Here is a 14,967-nt window from a genome sequence, read left to right as displayed (position 1 = left end):
CTGAATCTTACTTTATTTGGAGATAAAAAGGAAAGCTTAGTGAGAAAAAAGAGAATATTGGGATGGGGAACGTGAATTAGGTTAGTGGGTTTAAATAAACGAGCACAGATATCATAATGAATAAATTCCAGCATCATGAATTTAACATAATATAAATTATGCGAACTTATGCTAGTGTGATGTAAAAGCCTTGTCTACAAATTATGTTATGGCCACAACCAAGCCCATGTGCTTCGTTCTTCTCCTTGCAGTAAAACCAAAGTTCGGCAAGCTGAAGCTGTGTTCATGCATTCGAAGCCGATTCCGTAGGCTGATAAGGCTACGGTAATTTTTGGATGTAGGAATTGTTGTTTTGCTCCTGTACCTATGATAATGACTTCTGGACGGTTTTCTGCTGTTTCAATTGCTGATATAAAAATTTGTTCATTTAATTCTTCGATGGTTGTTTGAGGAATGATGCTCACTTTGCCATCTTGCCAGCAAATGGGTTCTGAATATGTTTGTTCACCGATTTGCAATATGCCTTGTGAGGATGAAAAAAATGATGCGGCTTCATCGATATGGTTTTCTGTGATTTTCATGGCAATTCCTGTTTTTATGGTAGAACGATTTTCAGACGGCCTTTGGAAACTTGCAAAAAAAGGTGCAAAATCAAGCAATATCAGGTAGGATTCAACGTTTGACCTTGTGCATTGATGCTTTGCTCTGAATTTACGATTGCAAGCGATTATAACAAGCCTTGGTTTTTCGTGATTATTTTAAAGTATCGGCTCAAAAGGAGACACAATGAAGCCAGTAAATATCGGTCTTTTAGGTTTGGGTACAGTCGGTGGCGGTACGGCGACTGTATTGCAGGACAACGCTGCGGAAATTAGCCGCCGCTTGGGACGTGAAGTCCGTATTTCTGCTGTTTGTGATTTGAGCGAAGAAAAAGCCAAACAAATTTGCCCGAATGCTGCTTTTATCAAAGATCCGTTTGAGCTGGTTCAACATCAAGATGTTGATGTTGTTGTTGAATTGTTTGGCGGTACCGGTATTGCCAAAGATGCGGTATTGAAAGCGATTGAAAACGGCAAACACGTTGTTACTGCCAACAAAAAACTGCTGGCTGAATACGGCAATGAAATTTTCCCTTTGGCGGAAGAAAAAAACGTCATGGTGCAGTTTGAAGCTGCTGTTGCCGGCGGTATCCCTATCATCAAGGCTTTGCGTGAAGGTTTGGCTGCAAACCAAATCCGCAGTATCGCCGGTATTATTAATGGTACCAGCAACTTTATTCTTACTGAAATGCGTGAAAAAGGTAGCGCGTTTGCAGACGTATTGAAAGAAGCTCAGGCTTTGGGCTATGCAGAAGCTGACCCTACTTTTGATATCAAGGGTCATGATGCCGGCCATAAAATCACTATCATGAGCGCATTGGCATTCGGTACACCAATGAATTTTTCTGCCTGCTATTTGGAAGGCATCAGTAAACTCGACAGCCGCGATATCAAATACGCTGAAGAGTTTGGCTATCGCATCAAATTGTTGGGGATTACCCGTAAAACCGACAAAGGCATCGAGTTGCGTGTACACCCTACTCTGATTCCTGAAAGCCGTCTGTTGGCTAACGTTAACGGCGTGATGAATGCTGTCCGTGTCAATGCCGATATGGTTGGTGAAACCTTGTATTATGGTGCGGGCGCCGGTGCATTACCAACCGCCTCTGCCGTGGTTGCAGACATTATTGATATCGCCCGCCTGATTGAAGCGGAAACTGACCATCGTGTTCCTCACTTGGCATTCCAACCTTCACAAGTTCAAGCGCAAAATATTCTGCCTATGGATGAAATTACCAGCAGCTACTATCTGCGCGTTCAAGCAACTGACGAACCGGGCACTTTGGGTCAAATTGCCGCACTCTTGGCCAAAGAAAATGTTTCTATCGAGGCTTTGATTCAAAAAGGCGTGATTAATCAAAGCACTGCTGAAATCGTGATTCTGACCCATACAACAGTGGAACACAATGTCAAACGCGCTATCGCAGCGATTGAAGCTCTGAGCTGCGTGGATGCTCCGATCACCATGATCCGCATGGAAAGTCTGCATGACTGAGCAACAGACGGAAAGGCCGTCTGAAGAACAACTGGCGGCTAGAAAGAAAGCCAAGGCAAAAATCCGCACCATCCGCATTTGGGCATGGATTATTTTGTCTTTGCTGGCTCTGACCACCCTGCTCTCACAATGCGCCATGAACAAGCCGCAGATGAAACAAAATGTGGTGGAATCTTGCGTGAAAAATATTCCTTTTGCTGAAAAATGGCAAGCTGATTTGAAAGCAAAAGGTTTGGATGCGCAAAACGAGAAATTGGCTCAAGACTATTGTGTCTGCATGTGGGATCAGCCTTTAAGCAAACTCTCTGACGAGCAAATCCGAAACTTCGGCAAAATCAGCCCTGAAGAGCAACTCAAGCTCTTGGGTGGCGCGGAAGCTTTTGAGGCACGCGATAAGCAATGCGTGGCTGATTTAAAGGCTGAGTAAACCGATATCGGTTTAAATCAAAGCTACAAGGCCGTCTGAAATTCCAGACGGCCTTTCTTATATTGAATAAATAGTAATAAGAATTGATTTCATTATATTTTAAGTTTAAGATAGCTTTGTTAATTGCTTTCTATGGTTGTTGCCATGCGCTACCATTTTCCTATTACCGTTGATATTTATGATTTTTTGTATACCGGTCGATTTGACTATCTGGAAATCGGACAATCGGCAGAGTCTATTTTGCAGATGTTTCCTGCGCCTGATTGCGTCCCTAAAAGCTTGTTAGTGCAAAAAGGCTGGAATATTTGGCTTTATGGTGACATTGAACTGCATTTCTCCGACAATCGTTTGACACAGATTCGTGCTGATTTTCAGCCTGATGCTGCATTAAGCGGCGGCCGTTGGGTAAAGTTGAATCCGTGGTTTTTTGCAAATGGCTGCCTTGATGTATACGCTGTCATTCAGCGCTTGGTACAACGCAATATTGACTTTATTAAAACGGAAACGCATACCAATTTAATTTTGCAGCTGCAAAGCGGGGTTGAATTAATTTTTGAAAAATGTCGTGGTATGAAACTTGCCTCGTTCCGCAAACAAAAAGCCTCCCTGCCCCATTGGGAGCGAGAAACAGCTTCTTAAATAAACAATGCCGTCTGAAAACATCATTTCAGACGGCATTATCAGTTACAAACCATTCAATAATTGTCGGATTTTCGTCATCGTCATAGAAGTCTGTTCATTACAGCCCTCAGTCCCTACTCCGCTATCAAAGCAATCAATGCTGCTGACGCTGCAAAAGTGGGCATAGGCCATTTTTAACTCCCTAGCCAAAACGGCTTCGGGCATGCCGGTCATACCGAGTACATCTACGCCGTCACGCCGATAACGGGCGATTTCTGCACGAGTTGGACGGCGTGGGCCTTGCAGGCAGCCATAAACGGCAGAGTCGTAAATTGGCACATTGTGCGCTTTCGTGATATTCAACAATTCTTGTCGCAATTCATCGCAATAAGGGTTGAAAAAATCGGTATGGACAACCGGACATTCTTGGCCTTCAAAAAAAGTATCTTTACGGCCATAGGTATAGTCGATCAAATCGTCCGGCAACACCAGACTGCCGTTTTCAAAATCGGGATTGATACCGACGACTGAAGAAATGGCAATGATGTTTTCGACGCCTAAAGAGTGTAACGCCCAGATATTGGCGCGGTAGTTGATTTCATGCGGCGCGATGGTATGGCTAAAGCCGTGTCGGGCGAGGAAAACAATATCCAAGCGCCCCAACCTGCCGAACAAAATAGGGCTGCTGGTTAAGCCGTATGGAGTGCGTACGATTTTTCGCTCAGTAATTTCAAGTTCCGGCAGTTTGGTCAAACCGCTGCCGCCGATAATGGCTAACATATAAACTTCCTTTGTTATCAATGGCCGTCTGAAACTTGGATTTCAGACGGCCTTAATATTATCGATTTATTTATGTTTGTAGAAATGGCTGCCGAAATAGGCAGATGCGCCTTCACGCAATAAAACCAATGTTACGGCGGCAAGCGGCAGGCCGGCAAGCATACCGACAAAGCCCATCAGTTGTCCGAAAGCCATCAACGAGAAAATCACCCAGAAAGGCGACAAACCGATGCGGTCGCCGACGATTTTAGGCGTAATGAAAAAGCTTTCCAAGAATTGTCCGACACCGAATACAGCCCAAACCATCAACAACCCCTGCCATGAGCCATATTGCAAAAGCGCGGCAACTGTCGCCAGTAAAAGGCCGGTAAATGCGCCCAAATACGGAATAAATACCAAAATACCGGCAATCATACCGATGGCAAAGCCGGAATCCAAACCGACCAGCATCAAGCCCAAGCCATAAACCAAGCCCATAATCATCATAACCATCAGCTGGCCGCGCAGAAACTCGCCCAAAACTTCATCCATATTGCCGCTGATACGCGTGTAGGTCTCGATAAAACGACGCGGAACCAGTTTGCTGATTCCGGAAGACCAACGTTTCCAATCCAACAAGAAGTAATACAGCAACAAAGGCAACAACACCAAATTGCTGACACCGCTGATGACGTTGCCGCTTTGACGCATCAAGGTCGGAATCCATGCTTTGAGCGTATTGCTCAATTCATCCGTATGCGACTGCAACCATGCGATGATTGATTCTTGATCGATTTGAGCATAATCCCCGCTGACGCTGTTGAGCCACGGCAGCAGTTTGTTTTGAACAAAGCCCACGATTTGTGGCAGGCGTTCGGCCAGATTGTTAAACTGGTTCAACAACATAGGCACGATAATCAGTACCAACGACAGCAATATCAGCAAAGCCAGTGCCATAATAATCATAGAGGCCGGCGCGCGGCGGATACGCTTCAATTGCAGCCACTCGACCAATGGATTCAAAACATAGGCCAAAACGGCGGCCACAATAAACGGCGTCAAAACATCGCCCAAGGCATATAAAAGCCAAATAAAGGCTGCGATGACGCAAGCCATAATAATCCACGGTTTTGCGCCGCGCGTTTTCTTTTGATACATAAAAAAGTGTTCCCCAGTTGATGCTTAAGGTTTTCAAAATAAATAAGCAGTATAACAGATTCACAAAGGCCGTCTGAAAGTGAGACGGCTATTAAGATAAAATAAAAATTGTTGACAATAATGCCAAAAAATTCAGCCTGAATCCTCCAATTTAAGATAAAATACGCTCCGACAATCTTACCCCCATACCCGAATAAGGAAATCCAATGAGCACTTCTTTGAGCTACCGCGACGCAGGCGTGGACATCGACGCAGGCGACCAATTGGTCGAAAACATCAAACCTTTTGCCAAACGCACCATGCGTCCCGAAGTGTTGGGTGATTTGGGCGGCTTCGGTGCATTGGTCGAAATCAGCAAAAAATACAAAAATCCCGTGCTTGTCAGCGGCACCGACGGCGTGGGTACCAAGCTCAAACTTGCCTTCGATTGGGATAAACACGACACCGTCGGCATCGACCTCGTCGCCATGAGCGTCAACGACATTTTGGTTCAAGGCGCAGAACCTTTGTTCTTCCTCGACTATTTCGCCTGCGGCAAACTCGACGTCGCCCGTGCTACCGACGTGATTAAAGGCATCGCCCAAGGCTGCGAAGAATCCGGCTGCGCCCTCATCGGCGGTGAAACCGCCGAAATGCCCGGCATGTATCCCGAAGGCGAATACGACTTGGCGGGCTTTGCCGTCGGCGTGGTTGAAAAAGAGTGCGTCATCAACGGCCGCAGCATCAAAGCGGGCGACATCGTGTTGGGTCTGGCTTCCAACGGCGCCCATTCCAACGGCTACTCCCTCGTCCGCAAAATCATTGCTCGCGACAATCCCGATTTGGATGCCGAGTTCGACAACGGCAAAACCCTGCGCGAAACTATCATCGCCCCGACCCGCCTGTATGTGAAACCCATTCTCGCCGCTTTGGAAAAATTCACCATTAAAGGCATGGCCCATATTACCGGCGGCGGCATTACCGAAAACGTACCTCGTGTTTTACCTGAAAATACCGTTGCACAAATCGATGCCAAAGCGTGGGAATTGCCTAAACTGTTCCAATGGCTGCAAAAAGCAGGCAATGTGGAAACCCAAGAAATGTACCGTACCTTCAACTGCGGTATCGGCATGGTCGTAATCATTGCCAAAGAAGATGCCGACGCGGTACAGGCATTCTTGAGCGAACAAGGCGAAACCGTTTACCGTTTGGGCGCAGTTCGTGAGCGCAACGGCGACGAACATCAAACCCAAGTGGCTTAATTGAGATGTAATTAAAAAGTGCGGATGATGAATCCGCACTTTTTATTGTTTATGATTTAGGGAAGTCTCCACCCTAGCCTGCTTCTTCCATAAAACCGGCCAACTGAGCCGTATCGTGGGCAATCATCAGCTCTTCATTGGTTGGAACAACCAAAACAGCCGGCATAGAACCTGTCGGGCTGATGATACCGGAGTTGCCATAGCGTTTGTCCATATTGGCTTTGGTGTCGATGTGCAGACCCAAGAAATCAAGATAGGAAACAGTTTTAGCGCGGATATTACGCGAGTTTTCGCCGATACCGCCGGTAAACACGAGTGCGTCAACGCCGCCACAAGCCACAGCCATCGAAGCAATATATTTGGCAAGGCGGTAAGTCATCACTTCCAGAGCCAAGCGTGCGCCTTCATGGCCTTCATCCGCGGCGATTTCCAAAGAACGGCAGTCATTGGAGAGTTCGGAAATACCGAGCAAGCCTGATTTTTTGTTCAGCATTTCATCAACTTGGGCAATATCCAAACCAGCGTGTGAAGTCAGATAGCTGTATACGCCCGGGTCGATGTCGCCGCAACGTGTACCCATTACCAAGCCTTCGATCGGCGTGAAGCCCATACTGGTGTCGACAGATTTGCCGTTTTTGATGGCGGTAATGGATGCACCGTTGCCTAAGTGGGCAATAATCATGCGGATGTCTTCCAACGGTTTGCCCAAGATGCGTGCGGCTTCAGGGGCAACGTAACGCATACTGGTACCGTGGAAACCGTAGCGGCGGAAAGCGTATTTTTTACGCAATTCGCGTGGAACGGCATAAGTGTAGGCACGCTCCGGCATGGTTTGGTGGAATGAAGTATCCATCACACCGACATTGGGCAGACCCGGGAAATGCTCTTGTGCGGCCAAAATGCCGTTGATATTGGCAGGGTTATGCAGCGGAGCGAGCGGAATGCAGGCATTGAGTTCGTCCATTACCGCTTGGTCGATCAAAACAGACTCGCTGTATTTTTCGCCGCCGTGTGCGATGCGGTGGCCAATGGCTTTAATGCGGTCGTGCAGGCCGTGTTTTTCAAGCTCTTTCAACAGCATACCTACGGCACCGGCATGATCGTTACGGCTGGTCAAAGCTGTTTGGCATTTTTTACCGTCTTTGCTGAACGTAATGACGGCTTCGGGCGTACCCAAACGTTCGCCGAGACAGCTTAAGAGAACTTTACCGTTTTTACGGTCGATAACGGCACCTTTGAGTGAAGAGCTGCCGCAGTTCAGAACAAGAATGAGTTGGTTGGACATGGTGTTTCTCCTTTGAATTTTGATTGTTTTTTTGGCTTCAGGCCGTCTGAAAAGAGCAAAAACATTTGAGAGCTTTCCAGATTGCCTTTGGTTTGGTGTTTAGTCAGGCTTCATGCCCAATCCTAATCTCCATTGCAGGTATCGCTACCCAACTAAAATCTGCTTATTTGGTTTTCAGACGGCCTTGTTTAATGGCGTGGCCGTCTGAAAACTTAAAAGCAATCTTCCGGCACTCGGACTTGTCCTTCCATAATCACGCGTGCGCTACGGCTCATGACCGCTTTGGTGGCCGTCCATTGTCCGTCCTGACATTCGGCGGCGGCACCGACACGCAGTGTGCCTGACGGATGACCGAAGCGGACTTCTTTACGCGCTCCGCCTCCGGCTGCAAGGTTGACCAGCGTACCGGGAACGGCGGCGGCGGTAGCGATGGCAACTGAAGCGGTGCCCATCATGGCGTGGTGCAATTTGCCCATGCTCAGCGCGCGTACCAATAAGTCGATGTCGGCAGCTTTGACGGTTTTTCCGCTTGAGGCGGTGTAATCGGCCGCAGGGGCGACAAAAGCGACTTTCGGAGTATGGGCACGGGTGGCAGCTTCTGATACGTCGCTGATCAAGCCCATTTTCAGCGCGCCATACGCGCGGATGGTTTCAAATTTTTCCAGCGCTGCGGCATCGTTGTTGATGTCGTCTTGCAACTCTTTGCCTGTGTAGCCCAAATCTGCGGCATTCAGGAAAATGGTTGGAATCCCGGCATTGATAAGCGTGGCTTTCAGACGGCCTATATTCGGCACATCAATTTCATCGACCAAATTGCCGGTTGGGAACATACTGCCTTCGCCGTCGGCCGGATCTAAAAATTCGATTTGCACTTCGGCTGCCGGAAACGTTACGCCGTCAAGCTCAAAATCGCCTGTTTCCAAAACTGCGCCGTTTTGCATCGGTACATGGGCAATAATGGTTTTGCCGATGTTTTTCTGCCAGATTTTGACGGTACACAGGCCGTCTGAAGGGATTTTGGATTTATCGACCAAGCCTTGTTCGATGGCAAATGCGCCCACGGCGGCGGTCAGATTGCCGCAGTTACCGCTCCAATCGACAAAAGGTTTGTCGATGGAAACTTGTCCGAACAAATAATCGACATCGTGATCGGCGCGTTCGGATTTATCCAAAATCACAGCTTTGCTGGTGGACGAACTGGCGTTGCCCAAACCGTCAATCTGTTTGCCGTAAGGGTCGGGGCTGCCGAGTACGCGTAAGAGGATTTTGTCGCGTGCCTCGCCTGCTTCCTGCGCAGCGGCCGGCAGATCGGTGCGTTTGAAGAAAATGCCTTTAGATGTACCACCGCGGTAGTAAACGGCTGGAATTTTAATTTGCGGCATTTCGAGTTCTCCTTTGTATTTCTAGTATGGTTTTTTCAGACGGCCTCTCAAATATTCAAGGCCGTCTGAAAACCTTTTTGAGCGTAGTCCGGGCATTTTGACGATACCCGATTTACCTTACGCTGCATTTCCTTCTAAAAAGTCTTGTGCGAAACGTTGCAACACGCCACCGGCTTCATATACCAACACTTCTTCTGCGGTATCGAGGCGGCAGGTCACCGGAACTTCGACGGTTTCGCCGTTTTTACGGTGAATCACGAGGGTCAGGTCGCAGCGCGGTGTGCGTTCGCCGACAACATCGTAGGTTTCCGTACCGTCCAGTTGCAGGGTGTGGCGGTTGGTACCCGGTTTGAACTGCAGCGGCAATACGCCCATACCGATCAAGTTGGTGCGGTGGATACGCTCGAAGCCTTCGGCAACAATCGCTTCCACACCGGCGAGGCGTACGCCTTTTGCAGCCCAGTCGCGGCTTGAGCCTTGACCGTAGTCCGCACCGGCAATGATGATGAGCGGCTGTTTACGGTTCATATAGGTTTCGATGGCTTCCCACATACGCATCACTTGACCTTCAGGTTCAACACGTGCCAGCGAACCTTGGCGTACGCTGCCGTCTTCGTTTCTCACCATTTCGTTAAACAGTTTCGGATTGGCGAAGGTGGCGCGTTGAGCGGTCAAGTGGTCGCCGCGGTGGGTTGCGTAAGAGTTAAAGTCTTCTTCAGGCAAACCCATTTTCGCCAAATATTCGCCTGCGGCACTGCTGGCCAAAATCGCATTGGACGGCGAGAGGTGGTCGGTGGTGATGTTGTCGGGTAAAATCGCCAGCGGACGCATACCGCTCAATGTGCGTTCCCCTGCCAGTGCGCCTTCCCAGTAAGGTGGGCGGCGGATATAGGTGGACATTGGACGCCAGTCGTACAGCGGGCTTGGTGCTTTTTGCGCTGTGCCGGTGTCGAACATCGGGATATAAACGTCGCGGAATTGCTGCGGTTTCACATATTCGGCAACGATGGCATCGATTTCTTCATCGGTAGGCCAAATATCTTTCAGGCGGATTTCTTTGCCGTCTGCAACGCCGAGTACGTCGTTTTCAATATCGAAACGGATGCTACCTGCCAGCGCGTAGGCAACGACCAACGGAGGCGAAGCGAGGAAAGCCTGTTTCGCATACGGATGGATACGGCCGTCGAAGTTGCGGTTGCCTGACAATACGGCGGTGGCGTACAAATCGCGGTCGATGATTTCTTTTTGGATTTTCGGATCCAGCGCGCCGCTCATGCCGTTACAAGTAGTACATGCAAAGGCAACGATACCGAAACCGAGTTTTTCCATTTCAGGCAGCAAGCCTGCTTCTTTCAAATAGATTTCGGCTACTTTTGAACCCGGGGCAAACGAAGATTTCACCCAAGGTTTGCGTTGCAAGCCAAGACGGTTGGCATTGCGTGCCAACAGCGCGGCGGCGACAACGTTGCGCGGATTGGAAGTATTGGTACACGAAGTAATCGCGGCAATAATCACTGCACCGTCAGGCATTTGGCCGTCTGAAGGCTCTTCGTAAGGTTTTGCCAAGCCTTTGCTGGCCAAATCGGCAGTCGCAAAACGGGCATGCGGGTTACTTGGGCCTGCCATGTTGCGCGTTACGCTGCTCAAATCAAATTTCAATACGCGAGGATAAACGGCGGTTTTCAAGGCATCTGCCCACAAGCCTGCGGTTTTGGCGTAGGTTTCCACCAATTTCACTTGCGCGTCTTCGCGGCCTGTCAGTTTCAAATAATCAATGGTTTGCTCATCAATAGCGAACATCGCGGCAGTCGCGCCGAACTCAGGGGTCATGTTGGAAATAGTGGCGCGGTCGCCGATAGACAGGCTTCTTGCGCCCTCACCGAAAAATTCGACAAATGCACCAACCACGCGCTCTTTACGCAAGAATTCGGTCAGTGCCAACACGATGTCGGTGGCAGTAATGCCCGGCTGACGTTTGCCGGTCAGCTCCACGCCGACAATATCAGGCAGACGCATCATGGATGCACGGCCCAACATCACGGTTTCGGCTTCCAAACCGCCCACGCCTACGGAAATTACGCCCAATGAATCGACGTGTGGCGTATGGGAGTCAGTACCCACACAAGTATCAGGGAATGCTACGCCGTTTTTAACTTGGACAACGGGCGACATTTTTTCCAAGTTGATTTGGTGCATAATGCCGTTGCCTGCAGGAATCACGTCCACATTTTCAAAGGCGGTTTTTGTCCAGTTGATGAAGTGGAAACGGTCTTCGTTGCGTCTGTCTTCGATTTCGCGGTTTTTGCGGAAGGCATCAGGATCGTAGCCGCCGCATTCAACGGCCAGAGAGTGGTCGACGATAAGCTGGGTTTGCACCACCGGATTCACTTTGGAAGGATCGCCGCCTTTTTCGGCAATCGCATCACGCAAGCCTGCCAAATCCACCAACGCTGTCTGACCCAGAATATCGTGGCACACCACGCGTGCAGGATACCAAGGGAAGTCGATTTCCTGTTTTCCCTCAATCAGCTGGCCCAGCCAGCTTTGCAGCGTAGGCAGGTCGACTTTGTCTGCGCGGTTGACCAAGTTCTCCGCCAAAATGCGGCTTGTGTACGGCAGCTTGTCGTAAGAGCCTGGTTTGATGTCTTCACACGCCTGACGCGCGTCGTAATATTCCAAATCCGTACCGGGCAAAGCTTTGCGGTAGCGTTGGTTGGCAGTCATGTCGGTTCTCCTAAATCTATTATTTTTTTGGTTTGAGGTTTCAGACGGCCTGTTGATTCGGACCTTCAGGCCGTCTGAAACCATAAATTCTGTTTTATTGCTTGTTGTCTAAAATCTATTCGCGGTATGAAAAAAAATTGCTGCTCCGCTACCATCATTCCCGTATAGACGGAAATCCAAACTTAAATCTTTCAGTACTCTTTACAGCAGAACATTTCACCTTTTGAATTTCTGCCTGTATGGGAATGACGACAGCAGAGCAGCATGTTTTCCAAACGGCCGGCTCTCTCTCTCGCATACTGCACTAGGCCGTCGAAAAACGAAAACATCATTTATTCATTGTTTTCAAACGGCATTTCGAGATGGGGCGGGCAGGCGGCCCACCCTGCTGTTACGCATATTAGCGGTTTTCAATCTCCACGAATGCCAAATCTTCAGGGCCTGTGTAGTTTGCGCTCGGACGGATGATTTTGCCGTCTTTGCGTTGCTCGAGAACGTGTGCGCTCCAACCGGTTGTACGGGAAATCACGAACAGCGGTGTGAACATAGCAGTCGGTACGCCCAATTTTTGGTAGGAAACGGCAGAGAACCAGTCCAGATTCGGGAACATTTTTTTCTCTTCCCACATCACGCTTTCCAAGCGTTCGGCAATGTCAAAGAGGCGCATATCGCCGGTTTCGTTACTCAAACCGCGTGCCACTTCTTTAATGACCACGTTGCGAGGGTCGGAAATGGTGTACACCGGATGACCGAAACCGATCACGATTTCTTTGCGGCCGATGCGTTCGCGGATGTCGGCTTCGGCTTCGTCGGCATTGCGGTAGCGTTTTTGAATATCGTAAGCCACTTCGTTCGCACCGCCGTGTTTCGGACCTTTCAACGCACCGATTGCACCGGTAATGCAGGAGTACATATCAGAGCCTGTACCGGCAATCACGCGGGCGGTAAAGGTAGAAGCGTTGAACTCGTGTTCTGCATACAGAATCAGTGAAACGTGCATGGCTTTGATGTGTGATTCGCTTGGGCGTTTGCCGTGCAACAGGTGCAGGAAATGACCGCCGATAGTCTCTTCGTCGCTTTCAACTTCAATGCGTTTGCCGTTGTGCGAATATTGATACCAGTACAAGAGGATGCTGCCGAGGCTGGCGATCAGTTTGTCGGCGATGTCGCGCGCTTCGCTTTCCGGATGGCTTTCGCGTTCAGGATGAACGCAGCCCAGCATGGATACGCCGGTACGCATCACGTCCATCGGATGGGTATGTGCAGGCAGGCTTTCCAAAACTTTAATCACACGGATAGGCAGGCCGCGCATGGATTTGAGCTTGGCTTTATAAGCGGCCAGCTCGAATTTGTTGGGCAAATGACCGTGAATCAGCAGGTGGGCGACTTCTTCAAACTCGCATTTTTGTGCCAAGTCCAAAATGTCGTAACCGCGATAGCTCAAATCGTTACCGGTACGGCCAACGGTACACAATGCGGTATTACCGGCCGCAACGCCAGAAAGCGCAACGGATTTTTTAGGTTTGAACGTTGGGGTTTGAGTAGTTTCAGTCATGGTATTTCTCCTTTGTATTTTTATGGGTTTTATTTTTCAGACGGCCGATGCGGATTTGTTGAAAGGCCGTCTGAAAGCGGTTACTTATTTTTGAAACAATTTATCCAGTTTTTGCTCGAAGGCATGATAGTTCAGATGCTCATACAATTCGGCACGAGTTTGCATAGTGTCAACCACTGCGGCTTGAGTGCCATCGCGCATAATCGCTTCATAAACATTCAGAGCGGCTTTGCTTGCTGCGCGGAACGATGACAAAGGATACAGCACCAGCGACACGCCGTTTTCAGCCAGCTCGCTTTGGGTATAAAGCGGAGTAGAACCAAACTCAGTAATGTTGGCCAATACAGGCACTTTCACTGCATCTGCAAATTGGCGGTACATTTTCAAATCGGTCATGGCTTCAGGGAAAATCATGTCCGCACCGGCTTCGACACAAGCCTGAGCGCGTTCGATAGCAGCATCCAAACCTTCTACCGCCAGCGCATCGGTACGCGCCATAATCACGAAGTTCTCATCAACACGCGCATCTACGGCAGCTTTGATACGGTCGACCATTTCATCTTTAGAAACGATGGCTTTGTTCGGACGGTGGCCGCAGCGTTTTTGCGCTACCTGATCTTCGATGTGAACCGCTGCAACACCAGCGCGTTCAAAGTTGCGAATGGTACGGGCAATATTGAATGCACCGCCCCAACCCACATCGATGTCCACCAGCAAAGGGGTATCCACGTTGTCCGTAATACGTCGCGCGTCGATCAGCACGTCTTCCATTGTGGTAATGCCCAAATCAGGGATACCGCAAGAGCAGGCTGCCACGCCGCCGCCAGACAGATAGATTGCTTTGAAACCGCTTTGAGTAGCCAATCGCGCAAAGTAAGCATTGACGCAACCGACCACGGCAAGAGGGTTTGATTCTTTCACTGCTTGGCGGAAACGTGCTCCGGCAGAGTGTTGACTCATCATATTTCTCCTTTATAGACTTTTTATCAGTATTAATCGGACGGCTCGGTTTTTTCACAACTTGAAACGAACCGTTTAAAAAGAAACAATCGTTCTAAAAACTGTTTTCAGACGGCCTGTAAATTTTTAATCATCAACCATCTAAAAATATAAAATCAATAAATACAAATAGTTATCAAAACCAATAAATACAATAAGGCTGAAGCGGAGGCGTACGTTTTTTAATTTTTATTAATCAAAATATGAATTCGATTGGAGATACAGGTATTTTAAAACCCGAAGCGTTTGTAGGAATGCGGAAACTGGATTCGGGTCGAGAGCCTTCAGACCGTCGGGACTGCCAATAAGCTGGCAGCGACGGGAGCGGCAGAGATGGGAGAAAATCTATAACAAGAGAGAGTGGTTTGATACAGATTCATGATGATGTTCCTTTGTAGTGCTATGTAGTTTTTATTTATGGAAACAAATTTAAAAAATAAAACCGGTCTTGTCAAACACTTTTTTCAAAAAAATTATAAAAAATTCAGTTATTAATAAACGATTTTTTTGCAACAAATGTAAAAAACGGACAGGCTGTACCACATCAAATCCTTATGTGGCCTAGCTTCTGTCCGTTTTATACTTTTGACTGATAGTCAGAATGATTGTAAACAATCTATCTAAAAATAATTTATAATTGATTCATTTGTAAGGAACTTTTAAATATACCGTCTGAAAAATTAAAATTTTTGCCTTTAATTTTTCAGACGGCCTTTGCCTGA

At 48.4% G+C, this 14,967-nt stretch carries 12 protein-coding genes; 4 read left to right on the top strand and 8 right to left on the bottom strand.

What is annotated here, in order from left to right:
- Positions 1 to 206: 206 nt before the first annotated feature.
- Positions 207 to 581 carry an Mth938-like domain-containing protein gene (locus tag FAH66_RS04025; protein WP_070632437.1) on the bottom strand — a complete coding sequence of 125 codons (375 nt, stop codon included), beginning with the start codon at positions 579 to 581 and terminating at the stop codon, positions 207 to 209.
- Positions 582 to 786: 205 nt separating this feature from the next.
- Between FAH66_RS04025 and FAH66_RS04020 the strand changes: the two genes are divergently transcribed.
- From FAH66_RS04020 to FAH66_RS04010, 3 genes are all read left to right on the top strand, one after another.
- Complete coding sequence (locus FAH66_RS04020; protein ID WP_137040768.1) at positions 787 to 2,094, top strand: homoserine dehydrogenase; 1,308 nt, start codon at positions 787 to 789, stop codon at positions 2,092 to 2,094.
- Positions 2,087 to 2,521 carry a hypothetical protein gene (locus tag FAH66_RS04015; protein ID WP_137040767.1) on the top strand — a complete coding sequence of 145 codons (435 nt, stop codon included), beginning with the start codon at positions 2,087 to 2,089 and terminating at the stop codon, positions 2,519 to 2,521. Before FAH66_RS04020 ends, FAH66_RS04015 begins: the two co-directional genes overlap by 8 nt.
- A gap of 144 nt (positions 2,522 to 2,665) precedes the next feature.
- Positions 2,666 to 3,160, top strand: coding sequence for a hypothetical protein (locus FAH66_RS04010; RefSeq protein ID WP_244285003.1), 495 nt, complete (start codon positions 2,666 to 2,668; stop codon positions 3,158 to 3,160).
- A gap of 45 nt (positions 3,161 to 3,205) precedes the next feature.
- On the opposite strand, the gene FAH66_RS04005 is transcribed toward FAH66_RS04010, so the two are convergent.
- Both FAH66_RS04005 and FAH66_RS04000 read right to left on the bottom strand, forming a co-directional pair.
- A complete protein-coding gene (locus FAH66_RS04005) occupies positions 3,206 to 3,922 on the bottom strand; it encodes an S-methyl-5'-thioinosine phosphorylase (protein ID WP_003686342.1) in 717 nt (238 codons plus the stop codon).
- 66 nt (positions 3,923 to 3,988) lie between these two features.
- Positions 3,989 to 5,059, bottom strand: coding sequence for an AI-2E family transporter (locus tag FAH66_RS04000; RefSeq protein WP_137040765.1), 1,071 nt, complete (start codon positions 5,057 to 5,059; stop codon positions 3,989 to 3,991).
- Between the two features lie 206 nt (positions 5,060 to 5,265).
- Here FAH66_RS04000 and purM point away from each other — a divergent pair, with 206 nt between their 5' ends.
- Positions 5,266 to 6,300 carry a phosphoribosylformylglycinamidine cyclo-ligase gene (gene purM, locus FAH66_RS03995; RefSeq protein WP_137040764.1) on the top strand — a complete coding sequence of 345 codons (1,035 nt, stop codon included), beginning with the start codon at positions 5,266 to 5,268 and terminating at the stop codon, positions 6,298 to 6,300.
- 73 nt (positions 6,301 to 6,373) lie between these two features.
- Here purM and FAH66_RS03990 read toward each other — a convergent pair whose 3' ends face one another.
- The 5 genes from FAH66_RS03990 to prpB all read right to left on the bottom strand — a co-directional run bounded on the left by FAH66_RS03990 (position 6,374) and on the right by prpB (position 14,206).
- Positions 6,374 to 7,585: an acetate kinase gene (locus FAH66_RS03990; RefSeq protein WP_137040763.1), complete on the bottom strand. Its 1,212-nt coding sequence runs from the start codon at positions 7,583 to 7,585 to the stop codon at positions 6,374 to 6,376.
- A gap of 212 nt (positions 7,586 to 7,797) precedes the next feature.
- Positions 7,798 to 8,967 carry a 2-methylaconitate cis-trans isomerase PrpF gene (prpF, locus tag FAH66_RS03985; protein ID WP_049330884.1) on the bottom strand — a complete coding sequence of 390 codons (1,170 nt, stop codon included), beginning with the start codon at positions 8,965 to 8,967 and terminating at the stop codon, positions 7,798 to 7,800.
- A gap of 117 nt (positions 8,968 to 9,084) precedes the next feature.
- Positions 9,085 to 11,691: a Fe/S-dependent 2-methylisocitrate dehydratase AcnD gene (gene acnD, locus FAH66_RS03980; RefSeq protein ID WP_137040762.1), complete on the bottom strand. Its 2,607-nt coding sequence runs from the start codon at positions 11,689 to 11,691 to the stop codon at positions 9,085 to 9,087.
- Between the two features lie 400 nt (positions 11,692 to 12,091).
- Complete coding sequence (gene prpC, locus FAH66_RS03975) at positions 12,092 to 13,246, bottom strand: bifunctional 2-methylcitrate synthase/citrate synthase (RefSeq protein WP_070747779.1); 1,155 nt, start codon at positions 13,244 to 13,246, stop codon at positions 12,092 to 12,094.
- A gap of 84 nt (positions 13,247 to 13,330) precedes the next feature.
- A complete protein-coding gene (gene prpB, locus FAH66_RS03970) occupies positions 13,331 to 14,206 on the bottom strand; it encodes a methylisocitrate lyase (RefSeq protein WP_002233567.1) in 876 nt (291 codons plus the stop codon).
- Positions 14,207 to 14,967 lie beyond the last annotated feature (761 nt).

The organism is Neisseria subflava (assembly GCF_005221305.1).
GTDB classification, from domain to species: Bacteria; Pseudomonadota; Gammaproteobacteria; order Burkholderiales; family Neisseriaceae; genus Neisseria; species Neisseria subflava.
The sequence above is the reverse complement of the archived record's forward strand: the minus strand, read 5'-3'. Positions and strand labels throughout refer to the sequence as shown.